Raw genomic sequence first — 18,531 nt, 5'->3', positions numbered from 1 at the left:
GTATTCTATTTATTAGTCCTAATTACTCTGAAAAATTTTCCTCTACAGAGAAACTATACACTGAGATCCAAAATTTTGCCTAGGAAGATTAAAAAATAAGTAAAAAAGTGATTTACTTAGAGATTTTAACGAGTAATAAGAATATATTTGAATTAGTAACTTATTTCATTAATTTTTTTACTTTTTTTGTTTAAAAGTCATATTATTAATAATAGCTTACTCAATTGTATAATTAACCTCAGCTCGGGATAAGCAAAGTTACTCAACAAGATATTTTTATGCCTAAATTCGCCTTGTTATACACAAAAACATCAATATTGAGAGACTAGGGGCTGTTGACCTTTTTTATAACTAATAATCAAAAAATTAGATTGACCAAGTTACATTCGATTTTATATTTTCCTGCCATTTTTGTAATGACTCGGTTTTATCGCCTACAACAATAATATCAGCCTCTTTAAACTGTAGAGACTTCCCGTTTAGCTGTTGATTAGAAAAACTATTAATAAAGGCTAAATGCTCACTTTTAGGGATAATAAAAACGTTAACTGGTGAGTTTTCACCTTTATAGACTAAATGTAAGCTTTTCATCCCATCAAAGCGACAGTAATCCGCAAAAATCAAGTTACCTAGTTTGTCTGAAAAATTACCATGAAACGAAGCCATTTTCTTGTTTAATGAGGCTAGGGTAACTGTGGCTTCGTCATTATTCGAAAAATATTCAGCTTCATGAGCTGTATGTGCAAACGCATAGTCACCCATATTTGTATAAGCGTTTGAAAATTGCATGAAGTTAATGGTTAATCCCATAGCAAACGCTACTGATGCCGCTAAAGCTAAATGAATTCTTTTTTTCTTTTTTGCTGCTGATGACTATCGAGCGCTTGGCGTAAAATAAGTTTTTGCGCCATATCATCAGGAACAGGCACTTTAAGTGCGTTTAATATTTGTTGATCCAATAGCTCTATTTCTCTAGCAAATTTTTGTTTACTAGGATCTGACGCTTTTGCGTTAATAATATCTTCGTCTGCGCATTGAGGATCTGCGTATATATTTCGTCTAAACTGCAAATCATCCATTGTATGTACCTCGTACTTCTGGTTCTTTTTCTAATGCTTCTTTCAGCTGATTTCTTGCTCTGAATAAGCGTGTCATTACTGTGTTCTTGTTTAAAGATAGAAGGCCTGCAATTTCTTCTCCGCTAAAACCACCTATCACCTGTAAAACTAGAGGTTCTCTGTATTCTTCTGGAAGTGAGCCAATCTTTTCACGTAACCAATGATTTTCAATATCTTGCTCAGAACTAATCGATTGGGTATCTGTTATCGTGGCTTCTTCGTATTCACTCATATCGAAACGTTTTCGTTCGAAACGACGAGCGTTTTCACGTCTTAAAATAGTGATCAGCCAAGACTTAGCTGCTTTTTCATCTTTTAACGAATCTAAAGCGCGCCAAGCACGTAAAAAGGTTTCTTGCACTAGGTCTTCTGCGACTTGTTTTTCGTGACATAACCAGTATGCATAACGATATATATCGGCATGAAGAGCTTTAACGAGTGCTTCGTATCTAACTTGTTTAGTAGTCATGTTAGAAGAGACCTGAGAGGAAGCTTTTTTATTTCCAAATAGTTTTTTTATCATTCAAATAATTTTATAAGGTGGTTTCTATACCCGTTACTAATCAAGATATTTTGAAATACGTATCTTGAATGGTAACGGGGATAACAAAGGATAGCTGGGGGCTACTATGACATTTTTGCGTGATTTTGCGAACCCCTATCTTTTGGATTGATAAAAGATAGGGGGGAGTATTACGGATTGAGTGTTATTGTCTGGCTTTGAGTGTTACTAGGGTGTTTATTGATATCGACAATAAGTGATTTTAATGTACTACCATTCCAATTTTGCGCTGTTTTACCATAAAAGCATTGTTGCACATCAGCTACTGCTTGGTTAAATTCGGCTTGATTAATAATGTTTTTCGCGTCTTCTAATGTTGAAATGTTCGGATTAGAAAATAACTCTATACTCCATGGCACAATAAGTTGTAGAGCTTCTTCTCCGTTATTTTTGTCACACGCATTAAGTAAAGCTTTATAACTATTTTGAGTGACTGTTTTTATTGTTTTAGTGTTTTTCTTCTTTTTATTAAATGAAGAGATTAACCAAGCAAAGGAGGTTAGTAACCAAAGGGCTAAAAATAGCCATTGTAGCCACGAGGCTTCTTTAACTATAACGGTTTTAGTTTCTAATGGTTTATTTTCATTAACCGTTGTAGGGATAGCTTGTGCAGTGTTATTGGTTACGTTGTTATTTTGTTTATCATTAGCCATTTCTTCATTAGGAGTAATGGTTATGTTTTTTGCTGGAATAACCGCATATTGCATTTTATTGGTGACGGTATTCCACCAAGGAATACGAATTTCAGGTAACTGATAAGTTCCTACTTTACTTGCAACGAGTGCAAAATTTTGTTTTTTCTGGCTGACCAACTTGTTGTTATTCATACCGGTATGAAGTTCGGCTTGATCAGGATAAACTTTTATTCCTGATGGAACACTCATTTCAATTTTGGGTAGTTGCTCTTCAGATAGGCCTGCGGCCGTCAATATTACTGTTCTTGTTATTGGCTCGCCTACCATGAAACTTTCGTTATTAGGTTGCCATTCTTGGTGTAAGGTGAGTATTTCACTAGGTAACCAAAAGCCTTGATAGTTATCAGGAATAGGTTTGACTGTTAAGTTAATATCTTCGCCTAGCGCACTGACGGGTTTAGTGTCAGCAAAGCTTAAAAAATTACTTCTACGATTTGTTTGTGAGATGATTTCACCAGAAAAAACTGGTGTTTTTATAATAAATTCACCACTGTTTTGTGGGTTGATTGCATAATTTCGTTCAATAACGCGATATCTTTTACCGTTGATGATGGTATCACTTTCTTTATCTTTACCTATTTGAGTGATTGATGCGCCATCTAAAGTCGGTTCTGATAAGCTGCCACGTTTTAATTCTGCAGCAAAGTGAAGCTTGATAGTTAAGGTGAGCTGTTCTTGTACGTAAACTTCTTTTGATGAAACCTCTGTGGTAATAAAAATATCTTGAGAAGCTGACGTTGTTTGATTACTTGTTTTTAGTACTTCTAATGAGATAGGGCGGGTAGATAAGGATTCTACCGTTAACGCTGGAATAGTAAAATTACCTGCTGTACGAGCAATAAGAACTGTTGTCCATTTTGTTGTGCGCGTGGTATTAAAATTAACCATACTGGTTTGTGAGCTTACTGATGTTCGCCCAACAATAAAATCTTTCAGCAGGGGAGACGTATCTAATGCATTGGTATCAACATCGTCATCAGCAGTAACTTCTAAAATAAAGGATTCTTTCTCCATTACTGGATTTTTATCAACTGTAGCTGTGACTTGCGTTAATGCAAAAGCTGACTGAATAAGTAATAAGCTTGTTAATGTTGATAAAGCTATTAAACGAATAAAATTTATTACCACTTTTTAGTTGCTCCTAAATTACTTCTGTTTTGACGACGTTTTTTGTATTCCAATTGCATTTTATTGCGTAATAATTGGTAAGGGTCGTCAGTCACTTTATTTAATATTTGTTGATGTTTTTGTTCCGATTCTTGAGCGAGTTTTTCAGCTGTTCTAATTGCTTGTGCTTTTTGTTCTTCAGTTTGTTCTGAATCGTTTTCACCTTCTTGTTCGGCTACGCTTTGAGATTGCTCGTTATTTTTGCTTTCTTCTGACTCCTGTTCAGATTCGTTTTGTTCAGATTGGTTTTGTTCTTCTGTTTGCTCTGAATCTGTTTCATCGCTTTCTTCATTTTGCGATTGCGAGTCATCTTGTTCACCATTTTGTTGGTCGTTTTGCTGCTGGCTATTTTGTTGATCACCTTGCTGCTGATTTTCACTGTTTTCGTTATTATCTTGATTATTTTCACTATTCTGGCTTTCTTGTTCTGATTGCTCTTGATCGCCATCTTTTTCTTCTTGATTATCACCTTTTTGATTTTGATCTGATTGTTGTTGCTGTTCTTTTAGTTTTTCGATCAACGCTTTATTGGCTTTAGCACTTTCAAGATTTGGATCTTTTTCGAGTGCTTTTTCGTAATGCTGTATTGCTTCATCGAGTTTATTCAATTTTGCTAAAGCATTGCCTTGGTTGTATAGGGCTTGGGCTGTATCACTTTGTTGAAATGATTTTAAGGCTTCTTCAAAGTTTCCAGCTTTGTATTGAGCACTGCCTTGCCAAAGCGGATCATTAAATTGTTCTGCGGCTTCTTTGTATTGTTTTTGATCAAACTTTGCTTGTGCTTGTTGATTTTTAGTTTTCCATAAGTCATCCCAAACATCTGCGTAGACTTGGTCTGTAGGAGTTAATAGTATAGCTAGCGGAAATAAAGCGAGTAATCGGCCTCGTCTAAAATACATTAATACGAAGGGTAAAATAATGAGAATAATATAAGGACCAGCTTCTTCCCATTGGTCTCCTGTATTGGAGCTTTCCTTTTTCTCAGTTTCTTTGTTATCGGATAAACTATTGGCATTTTTAAGTAATTTTTTAATATCGTCACTGTTAGTTTGTAATTTAACGTATTGGCCGTTACCGCGTTCAGCTAAACCTTTTAGTGAATTACCTTTTAATTTAGGAACAACGATAGCGCCATTGTTGTCTTTCATAAATTCGCCATTGCTTAATTTAATTGGCGCACCGTTTTTTGTGCCTACGCCTAAAATATTTAATCGATAGGTATGGTTTCTAGACCACTCGGTAATATCTTGAATTTCGCTGTTTTCAATACCGTCAGTAAACCAATAAATATCTCCGTCTATATGTCCTGCATTTTTTAACATTTCATCGGCAAGAGTGAGTGCTCTCATAGGATCACTTCCTAACTCTGGCATAAGTTCGGGAGAAAGAGAGGGGAGTAATAGTTTTATATTATTAATATCTTCCGTTAACGGGCTTATTATAAAAGCATCACCAGCGTAGGCTATTAGGCCCATCTCGCCTTCGTTAATATTATCGAGTAAATCTATCGCTTTATAACGTGCTCGCGTTAGCCTGTTGGGTGATAAGTCAGTTGAATACATTGAATAAGACATATCCATGATCAATACCGAGCCACGAGCGAGTTGGTATACAGGTTGAGGAAGTTTTTGCCAACTAGGACCTGCCATCGAGATAATGGCTAATAGCCCAATAATAAAAGGTATAATTAATGAAAGTGGTTTACTTTCTTGAGCGTTTTTAATTAATACATTAGCTAAATGTTTAGGTAATAAACCTTGCCAACCTGATTGGCTTATTCTCATTTTTTTTAATAAATAAAGGGCAATAAATAGCGCAATAAGTGCTAAAAACCAATAGGGACGAATAAAGTGGAAATCAGCCATGCTAGATACTCCTATTTGATATGCGAGAAGTAATATTTATTAAACTTAAGTAAATAAAGCATAAAGCCAGTGCTATGCCTAAAGGCCAGTAGTATAAAGCGCTAAGAGGGCGCATTTGTTTTTGGTCTTGTTCTACGGGTTCTAGTGTATCGAGTAATTGATAAATTTGTGCTAAATCAGCGCTGCTTCTCGCTCTAAAATAATGCCCATTTGTTTTTTCGGCCATATTTTTAAGAGATTTTTCATCTAAGTCGCTTGAAGGGTTAACTTGTCGAGTACCAAAAATAGACTGTTGAAGCATAACATCAGCCCCTATACCAATTGAGTAGATGGTAACATCTTTAGCAATAGCGATTTCTAATGCTTCTTCAGGTGTTATTTTTCCTGCGGTATTTTGCCCATCGGTAAGTAGCAGTAAAACACGGTTAGATTCTTCTGCTTCGTTAAACCGCTTTACTGCTAAAGCGATAGCGTCACCTATGGCTGTTTGTTGACCTACTAAGCCTAATACTGTTTCGTCGAGCATTTGTTGTACGGTTTTACGGTCAAAAGTCATGGGCGTTTGCATGTAAGCATCATCACCAAAAAGAATTAAACCTAGGCGATCGCCTGTTCTTCTTTCAATAAAGTCACCTAATAGCACTTTGAGCATATCAAGGCGATTCACGGCTCGACCGTTTAATGACATATCTTCAACTTGCATACTGCCTGAAAGGTCAACGGCTATCATCATTTCTCGACCTTCCGAAGGAATATTTACTGCTTCACCCAGCCATTGTGGTCTAGTAGATGCCAGCACTAATAATATCCAAATAATAGAGAGTAATATTAATGATGCTTTTTTATTTGAAGTAGTAGCGGTAGCGCTATTCATACCTTCGAGTAATACAGGTACCTTTAAAGGAACAACTTCTGATTTGTTCTTTGACGGTAACCAGTAAATAAGTAAGGGAAGTGGTAGAGCAAAAAATAGGTATGGCCATTCAAAATGGATCATGATTTGCTCTCCGGTAATGCTTCATTTGTCGCTAAACTATTTGTTGTAGTAGCTACATTGTTCTTAGGAGGTAATGCGTGCTTCAGCCAATATATTGATGCTTGATGAAAATTATCATTCTCTTCAACTGAGCTATTTTTTTGGTACATGTTTTGTAATGAGTCGGCGCTTAATGTTTTAAATTTTTCTTGATGCTGTAATGGCAGTGTATTTTGTAGAAACAAATGAAACCCTTCGCCGTATAAATTTGCAATGTTTTCTCTTGGAAAATACTGTAAAGCGGCCCATTTTAGTACCGTAACACATTCTTCTATCGTTGTTTCGGTAGAGCTAAGTTTTGATATGGCTTGCTGCTGAGAGTGTTTTAGCTTTTTATTTTTAATTATTTTAAAACTAATAAATAAGAGCAGCGCTATACAAATAATAGCTAAAATCCACCAACCAATTGCAATTGGGTAGTTGTGTATTTTATCGGGTAGTTGAATATCTTGCAGTTGTGCTAACGGGTCCACGACGTAATCCCATTTTTTAATTGAGTTTCTAAGGTTGTACCAGCAGAAAAATGTAAAATACGAGCACCCGCTTTAGCGAGTAATGCTTCTTTATTTTGGGTTAATTCTTCTGCTTGCTGTTTGTATTTTTGAGCTAAGTTTTTATCGCCAATTAATAGCTGCTGTTTTTTCTTACCATCAGTTACTGCTACATTGATTTTTTTATCACTTTTTGGAAGTTCGACTTCAAGTGGATCACTAATCAGGCATACAACGAGCTCACAATGACGACTTATATTGGTTAAGTGCCTAAGTGATTCTTGCGATAAATGATTACCATCAGTAATTAAATAAATTAAACTTCCGGGTTTAGATAGCTGTCTTATTCGTCCACAGTTTTCATCAAAAGATTTTTGGGCTGAATTTTCGTTTATACCATTCTCTGAGTGCTTATTAAATAATGCTTCAGAGGTGTTTTGATGAATGTTTGATAACGAGTACAGGTAATGTAAAACGCCTTGCTGGCGGCTGCGAGGCTTTAATTCCGTATGTTTATACTGATTAAACACAATTCCGCCAATACGGTCGCCGCGTTCTTTTGCATGCCATGCAACCAATGCTGCTAAATGTGATGCTTGAACTGATTTAAATAACAATTGACTACCAAAAAGCATGTTGTCGCTTAAGTCGGTTGCAATAAATACGGGGCGTTCTACTTCTTCACGAAATACTTTTGTATGGGTTATGCCTGTTCTCGCTGTAACTCGCCAATCAATAGCTCTAATATCGTCGCCGGTTTGATAGTGTCTTACTTCATCAAATTCCATTCCACGCCCTTTACTTCGGGCAAGGTAATTACCTGACATTTTACCGTGTAGATCTTTTCGAGCGGCTAAATTAATTAGTGAGGTTTTCGTTTGGTATTGAATGAGTTCATTAATTGACACATCAATACCATTTGAGAGTATATTCGCTAATACTTGCGTTGTATTATGTTGCGTTACTTTTTGTTTTTTCTGACTAAACCACATAATGTTTTTCTTGTTTTATATAAATGGGGCTAAGCAACAGCAACTAAACTTAATAAATGATCAAGTAATTGATTGCTGGTTATACCTTCAGCTTCAGCTTGGTATGTCAGTAAAATTCGGTGTCTTAATACGTTATGAAATACGGCTTGAACATCTTCAGGGCTGACAAAGTCTCTGTTATGTAACCATGCTCTGGCTCGTGCACATCGATCTAAAGCAATAGTTGCCCTTGGGCTGGCGCCATAAGCTAACCAAAGCTTTAATTTATCGTCGTATTTTTCAGGTGCTCTAGTTGCCATGATCAAATCAACAATATAGTTTTCAATACTAGGCGCCATATGAATTTTCATGACTTCGTCGCGAGCTGAAAAAATATCGGCTTGCGAGATAACACTGATGGCTTTTTTAGCTTCTTTTAAGGCTTCGCCGCGATTCAGTTTTAAAATAGCTAACTCACTTTCAGCATCGGGGTAATCAATTTCAAGATGCATTAAAAATCTATCGAGTTGTGCTTCAGGTAAAGGGTAAGTACCTTCTTGTTCGATAGGGTTTTGTGTGGCCATAACTAGAAAAAGTTCAGGTAGCGGATACGTTTTTCTACCAACAGTTATTTGTCCTTCCGCCATCGCTTCTAATAAAGCTGATTGTACTTTCGCTGGCGCACGGTTAATTTCATCTGCTAATACTAAGTTCCTAAAAAGTGGGCCCGGTTGAAATACAAAGGTTCCATCTTCAGGACGATAAATATCGGTACCGGTTAAATCTGCTGGCAATAAGTCAGGAGTAAATTGCACACGATGAAAGTCTGCTTCTAAACCATCTGCTAACGCATTTACTGCTCGAGTTTTTGCTAAGCCTGGAGGACCTTCAACAATTAAATGTCCATTAGCTAATAAAGCAATAAGTAAGTTTTCTACTAATGCTTTTTGTCCAATAATTTGTTCAGATAAATGTTCTTTTAACGATGAGAAATGTGCTATTGCCATAACGAATACTTAATTAGTTCTTAGTTTTGGGGTTAAAAGGCTTTAATGTTAACGATTTTTGCAAAATTAACGATAAAGCACTCATAGTTTGTACAGATATATGGTTAATCATTTAGAAAACAACTGCTAGTCTCAATTTGTAAGTAAGTTTTTCATTTAATATTTAAAAATTTAACAACGTAAACAAATTAAGAGACGTTATATTTATTGAATATTTGAAAAAAAAGGTTAGAATTAAATCAATAGTTAAGAGGTCGGACCTCTTGGCTTTAAATAATATAAAAAGATGTTTTAAGATTTTATGGCTAGAATTTATACCAATCGCTATCAATGGGAAATAATATGAAACAAACTAAGTTAGTCACATCAAGTGGCGAGCGTATCGCAGTTGTCGCTGGACTACGTACACCATTTGCAAAACAAGCAACTGCATTTCATGGAGTGCCTGCTGTTGATTTAGGTAAAATGGTTGTTAATGAACTCCTTAAAAAGCATGACATTGATCCTGATATTATTGAGCAGTTAGTTTTTGGTCAAGTGGTTCAAATGCCTGAAGCTCCTAACATTGCACGCGAAATAGTTTTAGGTACAGGTATGAATGTTCGTACCGATGCCTACAGTGTATCGAGGGCCTGTGCAACAAGCTTTCAATCAGCCGTAAATATTACCGAGTCTATTATGGCAGGTATGATTGATGTAGGCGTTGCTGGGGGGGCTGATTCTACTTCGGTAGCGCCGGTTGGGGTCACTAAAAATCTGGCAAAAACCTTATTAGATTTAACTAAAACGAAAACGCTAGGGCAAAAATTAGCCTTAATTAGACGGTTAGGTTTTAAAGATCTGCTTCCTGTTCCCCCTGCTGTTGCTGAATACTCAACGGGTCTTTCAATGGGGCAAACGGCTGAGCAAATGGCAAAAACTTATTCCATATCAAGAGAAGAGCAAGACGCGTTAGCTCATCGTTCTCATACTTTAGCCACGCAATCTTGGGCTGAAGGGAAGTTGGCTGGTGAGGTTATGGTTGCTCATAGCGAACCTTATAATGGCTTTATTGATAAAGATAATTGTATTCGTGAAAATTCTGTTTTGGAAAGCTACGCGAAATTACGCCCTGTATTTGATCGTAAATATGGCAGTGTTACAGCGGCAACAAGCTCACCGTTAACCGATGGCGCTTCTGCTATTTTACTTATGCGTGAGGGGAGAGCAAAAGAGCTAGGTTATAAGCCGTTAGGTTATATTAAAAGTTATGGTTTTTCTGCCATTGATGTTTGGGAAGATATGTTGATGGGACCGAGTTTTTCAACACCTATTGCACTCGCAAGAGCGGGCATGGAGTTAAAAGATTTAGACTTAATTGAAATGCATGAGGCTTTTGCTGCACAAGCTTTAGCTAACGTGAAAATGTTTGGTAGTCAATCATTTGCTCAAAAACATTTAGGAAGAGATAAAGCGATAGGTGAAATAGATATGGACAAATTTAATGTAATGGGAGGCTCGCTAGCTTATGGACATCCGTTTGCGGCCACAGGTACACGTTTAATTGTTCAAACGTTAAATGAATTAAACAGAAGAGGTGGTGGAACAGGTTTAACCACGGCATGTGCGGCAGGTGGTTTAGGCGTAGCAATGATAGTGGAGACAGACTAATGACTAAAACAGCAATTAAAGAAAACCCTCAAAGTACATTCACATTGATCAAACAGGATAACGGTATTGCCCACTTGGTTATGGATGTTATTGGCGATGCTATGAATACGCTAAAAGCTGAATTTGCTGAACAAGTTGTGGGTGTGTTGTCTGAAATAAAAGCTGACGATTCAATTAAAGGTATTGTACTGCTTAGCGGTAAACCAAGCTCTTTTGTTGCTGGTGCAGATGTTACAATGATTGCTAATTGTGAGTCTGTAGAAGAAGCTAAAGCTTTGTCTCGACAAGCACATGCGGTTTTTGAACAAATTGAAACTTTATCTATCCCTATTGTTGCGGCGATTAATGGTGCATGTTTAGGTGGTGGCTTAGAGTTAGCTATGGCTTGTCATGCACGAGTATGTAGCGATAGTGCTGAAACGGCTTTAGGGTTACCTGAGGTTCAGCTGGGTTTGCTACCTGGCGGTGGTGGTACGCAACGTTTACCTAAACTTGTTGGTATTCAAAAAGCTTTAGATATGATGCTAACAGGTAAACACTTACGCCCAATTCAAGCATTAAAATCTGGCTTGGTTGATCATGTAGTTCCTAAAAGTATATTAATAAAAACAGCTGAAGATATTATTTTATCTAACAAGGTGTCTTTGTCTGTCAACGCACGCTATTTAAATACAACACGTAAAATATCTTTGATGGATAAGTTGTTAGAAGGCAATGCATTAGGTCGTAGTATTATTTTTAGTCAAGCTAAGAAAACTGTTTTGTCTAAAACAAAAGGGAATTATCCGTCTCCCCTTAAGATTATTGATTGCGTAAAAGTGGGAGTTCAAGAAGCTTCAGCTAAAGGCTATCAAACAGAAGCTAATCATTTTGGTGAATTAGCTAAGAGTGAGATTTCAGGGCAGTTACGTCAGTTGTTTTTTGCTACAACTGAAATGAAGAAAGAATACGGTGTTAAGGGTGTTAAACCTAAAAAAATTAACAGTGTAGGTGTATTAGGCGGTGGGCTGATGGGAGGTGGTATCGCCTTTGTAACAGCAACTAAAGCGAATGTTCCCGTTCGTATTAAAGATATTTCACATAAAGGGATTAGTTACGCACTTAAGTATGCCTACAAGCTATTGAATAAAAAAGTTCAACGTCGATTTATTCGTGCGAGCGAAATGCAAAAACAGCTTTCAGCTATTACAGGATCTACTGATTATACGGGTTTTAAACATTGCGATATGGTGATTGAAGCTGTATTTGAAGATTTAGATTTGAAACAGAATATGGTTAAAGAAGTAGAACTAAATTGTAGTGAAGAGACTATTTTTGCGAGTAATACTTCAAGTTTACCTATTGGAAAAATAGCAGAAAAAGCCGAAAGGCCTGAAAATGTTATTGGCCTACACTATTTTTCACCAGTAGATAAAATGCCTTTGGCAGAAATTATTCCTCATGCAAACACTTCAGAACAAACGATTTCTACTACCGTTGAATTTGCTAAAAAACAAGGTAAAACGCCTATTGTTGTAGCCGATAAAGCGGGGTTTTATGTGAATAGAATTTTAGCGCCTTATGTAAATGAAGCTGCATTTATGCTGCTAGAAGGTGAAGCTATTGAAACCATAGATAAGGCATTAGTGTCATTTGGTTTTCCTGTTGGACCATTACAACTACTTGATGAAGTAGGTATTGATGTTGGTTCAAAAATCAGTCCTATTTTATATAATGAGTTAGGTGATCGATTTGCCACTCCTCCTGCGTTTGATAAATTAATTGATGATGGTCGTTTAGGTAAAAAATCAAACAAGGGCTTTTACAGTTATGGAAAAAAAGTAACAGGTAAACAAGCAGATGAATCAATTTATGCTTTATTAGGGGTTGTTAAAAACGCTAAATTATCAAATGAAACTATTAGTCAACGCGCTGTATTTTTAATGCTAAACGAAGCTGCTCGATGTTTAGATGAAGGAATTATAAGAAGTACTAGAGATGGTGATATTGGTGCTATATTTGGTATTGGTTTTCCTCCATTTTTAGGTGGTCCGTTTCAATATATAAATAAAATAGGAGCGAATTATATTGTTGAAAAATTAAAGTTTTGGGCACAAGAGTACGGTGAGCGTTATACTCCATGTGAAGCTTTGATCAAAATGGCACAAGAGAATAAAGAGCAGCATTGATTAAGTCTATTTAAAAAGTAGCAGATAGGTTAGAAATAGCCGCATTATAGGACTGTTTTTTCCATAAAAGAGGTAATTTAATGCCTCTTTTTTTTGTATATAGATAGTTGAATTTGTTCTAGCTTTTGTCTTGAGGCAGTGATTGATAATTGCTATATTTCGCACCCATAAAATATTAAGAGTTTATACTCTATTTTCTTCTTGAGGTTGGCTGTATTTATGTTGTTTCTTTTATTCGTTGTTGGGATAGTTTGTGCGGCTTTTTTTTATTGTCAGGCATTAAGAAGTGGCTTAGGTTATAAGCGTTGGACTCTAGCTGGTATGCTGTTTGGTCCATTTATATGGCCAATGTTTTGTATGCAAAAGAGAATGAAAATAAATAAGAAGTTTGGGTTTAATAGTTTGATATTTAGAGCTTAATATTAAAGTAGATAAGTATAAATAATAAAATGGCGAACATCCCTGTGACGCTATTTATAATGAGTAATCAATGATTAAGACCACCATGAATTTGCTGGCATTTCTTTAATCTCAATGCGATCAGCAATAGTTTTTTCTTTTGGTTTTTGAGTGAATAAAGCTTTAAAAATTGAAATCATATTGCCTCCTACATGCGATAGCCACGACGAGCCGTTTTTTCTATAGAAAATGTATCGTGCATGCGATATCCACGACGAGCAGCCTCATCGATAGAAAATGTATCGTGCATGCGGTATCCACGGCGAGCAGCTTCATCGATAGAAAATGTATCGTGCATGCGGTATCCACGACGAGCAGCCTCATCGATAGAAAATGTATCGTGCATGCGGTAACCACGGCGAGCAGCTTCTTTTAATTCGATTTGGTTTACATCTGCAACTGGAGCTGGTTGTGCCATTACTAGTGATAAAATAATTGAACTTAGCATGTTTCTTCCTCGTTTATTAATTATTATTAGTGCTATTGTTATTAGCATAATGAGTAAAGCGAAATACATGCCATTAATTAAATGTTGGCTCTACATCTTGTATAGCAAGACATCAATTAAATGGTGAAGTGATAAGTCGTAATTTTGACGCGAGTAATACCGTTCAATTAATTAGTGAGATAGTTTGCAGTCAATATTCTGAATATGCATCTTGAGCAGTAAGAGGGGATTAGTATGAGTCTGACTAGTTATTAAATGAAGTCGATTTATTAGTGATTTGATGTGACAGCAAATATTTTTGAAAATCATTTTCAGGTAAAGGTTTGCTGTATAAATAACCTTGAAGTTGTTCACAACGTAAACCCGATAAAAAACTGAGTTGTTGGTTGGTTTCAACCCCTTCTGCTACAACGTGTAAACCTAAGTTATGGGCGATTGTTACTATAGTTGCTACCATATTTCTTCCTTGTTCTGATGTTTCAATATCATCGACAAAGGCTTTATCTATTTTTAAGGTATTTAATGGGAATTTTTTTAGATAAGCTAAAGAAGAATACCCCGTACCAAAGTCATCTAATGATAAGTGAATACCCATAGCTCTTATTTGTAACATAGTATCAATGGCTTGTTGTGGTGAGTCCATAACAGTTCCTTCTGTTATTTCTAATTCTAGATGTTTTGCAGGCAGTTGACTTTCTTTGAGTATATCTGAAATCATGCCTACCAAATTGGGTTGGGTAAATTGAACAGCAGATAGGTTTACGGCTATCCTGCCTTCAAAGAGACCTGAGTCGACCCATTTTTTAGTGGCAAAACAAGATTTTCTTAAAACGATTTCACCAATATCAATAATTTGGCCTGTTTCTTCTGATACAGGGATGAAAACAACAGGGCTGATGATCCCTTTTGAAGGTGTTTCAAACCGAACTAGCGCTTCCATACCTGCAATTTTTCCTGTGCTTATTTCTATTTTAGGTTGATAAAATACAGAGAAATAATCTTCTTTTAATCCATAACGAATTAAGTTTTCAATTTGGAGTCTTTTTACGGCTTTTTTGTTCATAGACTCACTGAAAAATTGATACTTATTACCACCTGTATTTTTAGCGTGATACATCGCTGTATCTGCATTTTTAAGTAATTCTTGTGACGAAGCGCCATCTTCAGGAAATAAAACAATACCGATACTGCTATAAAGTACCACTTCCTGATTTTTTAATTTCATCGGTTGAGCGATAGTTTTAAGTATGTTTTTAGCTATAGTGGTTATGGTGTGAATATCATTGGTGTTTTCAACAATGATACTAAATTCGTCACCACCAAGGCGATATACAGTATCTTTTTTTCTCCCTGAGGCAATAATGCGTTGCGCAACTTTACATAATAAAGCATCGCCAACACCGTGACCCATTGAATCATTTATTTTTTTAAAATTATCTAGATCAAAAACTAATAAAGCATGAGGGACTTTAGTTTTTACTAATCGTGTTTGATTCGCTTGGAAATAAGAGCGATTAGGTAATCCTGTTAAGGTGTCAGAATTAGCCAGTTTTCTTAATTCGGCTTCATTTCTTTTACGCTCTGTAACATCTGAAAATACACCAACAAAATGAGAAATATTATTGTTTTCGTCTTTAATGATGTCGATATTTAAATCGATGATATAAATATCGTCGTTAGCGTGTTTATCTTCAATTTCACCATGCCAACCACCTTGTGTAATGAGATGTTTTTTGATGTTTTGAGTGAAGCTTTCTGGATATTGTACAAATCGTAAGCTTTTACCTAGCATATCCGCTTTATTGATTTGGGTAATACGTTGATAGGCCTTGTTTACATCTACAATTGTAAATTGACGATCAAAAATAACAACAGCATCAGATATATTTTCAATACATTTTGCAAATAATTTTAATCGTTCATCCGCTCTTTTTATTTGGCTAATATCTTTTAAGGTACCTGTCATACGTGTTGGAGAGTCAGTATCATCTCGCTCTACGATTTTTCCTCTATCAAGCACCCAAATCCATCGCTCGTTTTTATCTTTTACTCGGTAGGTTGCCTCAAAGTGATCGGTTTGTTTGTTAAAGTGCGCTTCTAAGGCTTCTCTAACTCTAGGAATATCGTGCTGGTGTATATTGGTTTGTTCTGCACCGACGTTTCTTTTTCCATCTTGAGGGAATTCTAATATTCCCCATATATTAGAACGGAATATTTTACCGCTTTTAATATTCCAATCCCACATTTCATCACCACTTCCCCATAACGAAAGCTTTAAGCGCTCTTCACTGAGTTCTATTTGAAGATGAGATAAACGTTTTTGTCTTAATTGAAATATGAAATAGCCAAACAAAAGAAGGGTAAATAAGGTATATAAGATAATAGCTGATTTAGATAACCACCAAGGGGGCATGATGGTAATGTTTAATGTTTTAGTTTGGCTTATTGTTGGGTTTAATAAGTCTATAACTTGAACTTCAAATACGTAGGAACCCGCGTCTAAATTGGTATAAGTGGCCCTCCGGTTATTAACGTCGGTTTCAATCCAGTTTGTTTCTAAACCTTTTAAACGATATCGGTATTCTATCTGATTCAAGATTTTAGCATTAGGTGAGATAAACTCTAAACTAAATGGTGATTGTTCATGCTGTAAGGTCAGTGTGTCTGTATTATTTAAGTGGCTGGCCAATGTAAATTTTGATTGGTTGATTTGATTATCATTTTCGGTTTTAGCTTTAATATCAACCTTTTTATTAGAGATTAATAAATTGGTAATAATAGGCTGATGTATTTTTTGTTTTATACTTGTTACTTCATTTAAATTAGCACTATGAAATCCATTGAGTCCGCCAAAGTAGGCTACCTTTTCAGATGAATATAAAATGCTACCGTTAATAAATTCATTTGCTTCAATACCAAATTGTTCACCATAATTAATTGCTGTTTTTTTAAAGGGATTAATTGAGGAAATACCTTTGTTGGTACTAAACCAAGCATTATGTTTATCATCAACAAACATACCATTGATGGTATTGTTAGTTAATTTATTACTTTCGTTAAATACCTGAGATTCTTGTGTCTCGGTGTCAAACAATAAAATGCCTTGATCAAAAGAACCTAACCACAACCACTTACCTGATTTTATTAAACTTTTTGAGTTACTAATCAGGTAATTATTGGTTTGTATATTATAAATGCTTGTGAATAATTTTGTTTCTAATGAAAACTTTACGATTTCATTATCTATTGAAGTCGCCCAAATAAAATTTCCATCTTCAGCTTTATCTAAATAAAGGCTTGTTATTTTGGTGCGGTAGGCTTGGTTGTTAATATTCGTTTGATATTTAGTAAATTCGTGTGTTGATAATTCGTAGCTAGTGAGTATGTTCTCATTATTGAAGTACCAAAGAGCATTGTTAGCTAAAACAATACTACTTTCGTAAGGGTAATTAGAGTTTGATTTCCATTTTTTGTGTGGTGTTAATGCGTTTTTAACTAAATTATATTCAAATAAGTTGTTATTAATGGTTAAAACAATAATATTGTCGGAAGATTGACTGAGTATATTGAATATACTTTCTTCAAGTTGAATTGGAAGTTTATGGCTTTCTTGTTTATTGAAACTAAATATAGCTCCATCACCTCTAGCTAAAAGTATATTTTCATTTGGTAATTCAGCCAAAGCATCTAATATTTGACTTTTTGCTTTATTATCAAACAGGTGATGTTTAAAACTCATCGAAATAGGAGAAAATGTGTTAAGCCCCCCATCCGTACATATCCATATTTTATTGGATGAATCTCTATATAAATTATGAATAAGATCATTTACTAAAGAATTATTTGATTCGTCTACCTTATATTGAACGGTTGTTTGATTATGCAAATTAAAGGTTGTTAAGCCGTTTTGTGTTCCAATCCAAACTTGAGTATCATCTTTTTGAATAATTGATTTAATAATATTAGATGAAATAGGAGAGTTTTTTGACTCTGTAGTCAAATGTTTTTTGAGCTTATAGTCTTTACCAACTATAAACACTCCTTTGTCTGTAGCTAGCCAATAATCATTATCTACTACGGTAATATCAGATAACTTGTTAGCATCAATCGATAACCCCCACTTGTTTTCTGATTGTAATGATATAGCGTTTGTTAAGTCTTCACCTAAGATATAAATGCCATTTTCGTATGTACCTAACCAATAGTTTTTTTGGCTGTCTTGAAAAAAAACTTTGATTTCTTTAAGTTTTTTCTCATGATTTCGAATTCTAACTGGATTGAAACTATTATCTTTTTCGGTATAGTAATGAATACCTGATGCGGTCGTTACCCAAATTACATTTTCTTGATCTTGGTATATATCCCAAATAATATTATCTTGGAGAGTCGCTGTATTGTTTTTATCATGATAGAAGTTTTCAAAATTATCGGTGTTAGCATTATATCGACTTAAGCCATTTTGGGTGCCTATCCAAAGTACGCCAGTGTTATCAATAAAAACTTTTCGTATAAAATTATTAGCAATTGAATTTTTGTCTAATATATTATTTTTATAATGAACAAACTCTTTACCATCGTATCTATTGAGGCCTTCTTGTGTAGCTATCCACATGAAGCCTTGTTTATCTTCGACTATATCGAAAACATAACTTTGTGATAAACCTTGTTTGATTGTTAATGATTTGAATTTTAATTGAGGGGCACTAATGCTTTCATTAGCAAATACGTAATTTATTGAGCTTAACAGCGCAAAAAATAATGAGAAAGTAAAAATCACTTTTTTTAATGGGGTAGCCCAAAGACGGCTTAAAACAATAAACACTACAACAGCCTTGAAAGTATATGCGTTTAGAAATGATCACAATAACTCGTCTAAATTATTCATATTTTAAAC

At 35.3% G+C, this 18,531-nt stretch carries 11 protein-coding genes and 1 pseudogene; 2 read left to right on the top strand and 10 right to left on the bottom strand.

Annotated elements, in window-relative coordinates; translation table 11 throughout:
- Positions 1-366: 366 nt before the first annotated feature.
- The 8 genes and pseudogenes from AC0L5Q_RS07690 to AC0L5Q_RS07655 all read right to left on the bottom strand — a co-directional run bounded on the left by AC0L5Q_RS07690 (position 367) and on the right by AC0L5Q_RS07655 (position 8,912).
- Positions 367-1,079: pseudogene (locus tag AC0L5Q_RS07690) on the bottom strand (DUF3379 family protein).
- Positions 1,072-1,587, bottom strand: coding sequence for a sigma-70 family RNA polymerase sigma factor (locus AC0L5Q_RS07685; RefSeq protein WP_473616812.1), 516 nt, complete (start codon positions 1,585-1,587; stop codon positions 1,072-1,074). The pseudogene AC0L5Q_RS07690 and the gene AC0L5Q_RS07685 overlap by 8 nt, the downstream one beginning before the upstream one ends.
- A gap of 224 nt (positions 1,588-1,811) precedes the next feature.
- Positions 1,812-3,503, bottom strand: a complete 1,692-nt coding sequence (locus AC0L5Q_RS07680; RefSeq protein WP_473616808.1) for a BatD family protein — start codon at positions 3,501-3,503, stop codon at positions 1,812-1,814.
- Positions 3,497-5,407 (bottom strand): vWA domain-containing protein, encoded by a 1,911-nt coding sequence (locus AC0L5Q_RS07675; protein ID WP_473616805.1) that lies wholly within the window; start codon positions 5,405-5,407, stop codon positions 3,497-3,499. Before AC0L5Q_RS07675 ends, AC0L5Q_RS07680 begins: the two co-directional genes overlap by 7 nt.
- Position 5,408: 1 nt before the next feature.
- Positions 5,409-6,404: a vWA domain-containing protein gene (locus AC0L5Q_RS07670; RefSeq protein ID WP_473616802.1), complete on the bottom strand. Its 996-nt coding sequence runs from the start codon at positions 6,402-6,404 to the stop codon at positions 5,409-5,411.
- Positions 6,401-6,916, bottom strand: a complete 516-nt coding sequence (locus AC0L5Q_RS07665) for a DUF4381 domain-containing protein (RefSeq protein ID WP_473616800.1) — start codon at positions 6,914-6,916, stop codon at positions 6,401-6,403. The genes AC0L5Q_RS07670 and AC0L5Q_RS07665 overlap by 4 nt, the downstream gene beginning before the upstream one ends.
- The gene (locus AC0L5Q_RS07660; protein WP_473616797.1) at positions 6,904-7,926 is read right to left on the bottom strand and encodes a DUF58 domain-containing protein; all 1,023 of its coding nucleotides are present in this window, start codon (positions 7,924-7,926) and stop codon (positions 6,904-6,906) included. Before AC0L5Q_RS07660 ends, AC0L5Q_RS07665 begins: the two co-directional genes overlap by 13 nt.
- Before the next feature lie 29 nt (positions 7,927-7,955).
- A complete protein-coding gene (locus tag AC0L5Q_RS07655) occupies positions 7,956-8,912 on the bottom strand; it encodes an AAA family ATPase (RefSeq protein WP_473616795.1) in 957 nt (318 codons plus the stop codon).
- Positions 8,913-9,254: 342 nt separating this feature from the next.
- Between AC0L5Q_RS07655 and fadI the strand changes: the two genes are divergently transcribed.
- Entirely contained in the window at positions 9,255-10,562 is a 1,308-nt protein-coding gene (fadI, locus tag AC0L5Q_RS07650) for an acetyl-CoA C-acyltransferase FadI (RefSeq protein ID WP_473616793.1), read from the top strand.
- Positions 10,562-12,730: a fatty acid oxidation complex subunit alpha FadJ gene (fadJ, locus tag AC0L5Q_RS07645; protein WP_473616791.1), complete on the top strand. Its 2,169-nt coding sequence runs from the start codon at positions 10,562-10,564 to the stop codon at positions 12,728-12,730. Before fadI ends, fadJ begins: the two co-directional genes overlap by 1 nt.
- Positions 12,731-13,337: 607 nt before the next feature.
- Here fadJ and AC0L5Q_RS07640 read toward each other — a convergent pair.
- Positions 13,338-13,637, bottom strand: a complete 300-nt coding sequence (locus AC0L5Q_RS07640) for a hypothetical protein (protein WP_473616788.1) — start codon at positions 13,635-13,637, stop codon at positions 13,338-13,340.
- Between the two features lie 244 nt (positions 13,638-13,881).
- Positions 13,882-18,459 (bottom strand): EAL domain-containing protein, encoded by a 4,578-nt coding sequence (locus tag AC0L5Q_RS07635; protein WP_473616784.1) that lies wholly within the window; start codon positions 18,457-18,459, stop codon positions 13,882-13,884.
- Positions 18,460-18,531: the final 72 nt, after the last annotated feature.

This window comes from Pseudocolwellia sp. G5-9, assembly GCF_055808995.1.
Note: the sequence above shows the minus strand (reverse complement) of the source record. Positions and strands in the feature narration are given on the sequence as shown.

What these genes read in the sequence shown, in the direction of transcription:
- AC0L5Q_RS07685 (WP_473616812.1), bottom strand. Translation starts at nt 1,587, where the DNA reads ATGACTACTAAACAAGTTAGATACGAAGCACTCGTTAAAGCTCTTCAT.
- AC0L5Q_RS07675 (WP_473616805.1), bottom strand. Translation starts at nt 5,407, where the DNA reads ATGGCTGATTTCCACTTTATTCGTCCCTATTGGTTTTTAGCACTTATT.
- AC0L5Q_RS07670 (WP_473616802.1), bottom strand. Translation starts at nt 6,404, where the DNA reads ATGATCCATTTTGAATGGCCATACCTATTTTTTGCTCTACCACTTCCC.
- AC0L5Q_RS07660 (WP_473616797.1), bottom strand. Translation starts at nt 7,926, where the DNA reads ATGTGGTTTAGTCAGAAAAAACAAAAAGTAACGCAACATAATACAACG.
- AC0L5Q_RS07655 (WP_473616795.1), bottom strand. Translation starts at nt 8,912, where the DNA reads ATGGCAATAGCACATTTCTCATCGTTAAAAGAACATTTATCTGAACAA.
- fadI (WP_473616793.1), top strand. Translation starts at nt 9,255, where the DNA reads ATGAAACAAACTAAGTTAGTCACATCAAGTGGCGAGCGTATCGCAGTT.
- fadJ (WP_473616791.1), top strand. Translation starts at nt 10,562, where the DNA reads ATGACTAAAACAGCAATTAAAGAAAACCCTCAAAGTACATTCACATTG.
- AC0L5Q_RS07640 (WP_473616788.1), bottom strand. Translation starts at nt 13,637, where the DNA reads ATGCTAAGTTCAATTATTTTATCACTAGTAATGGCACAACCAGCTCCA.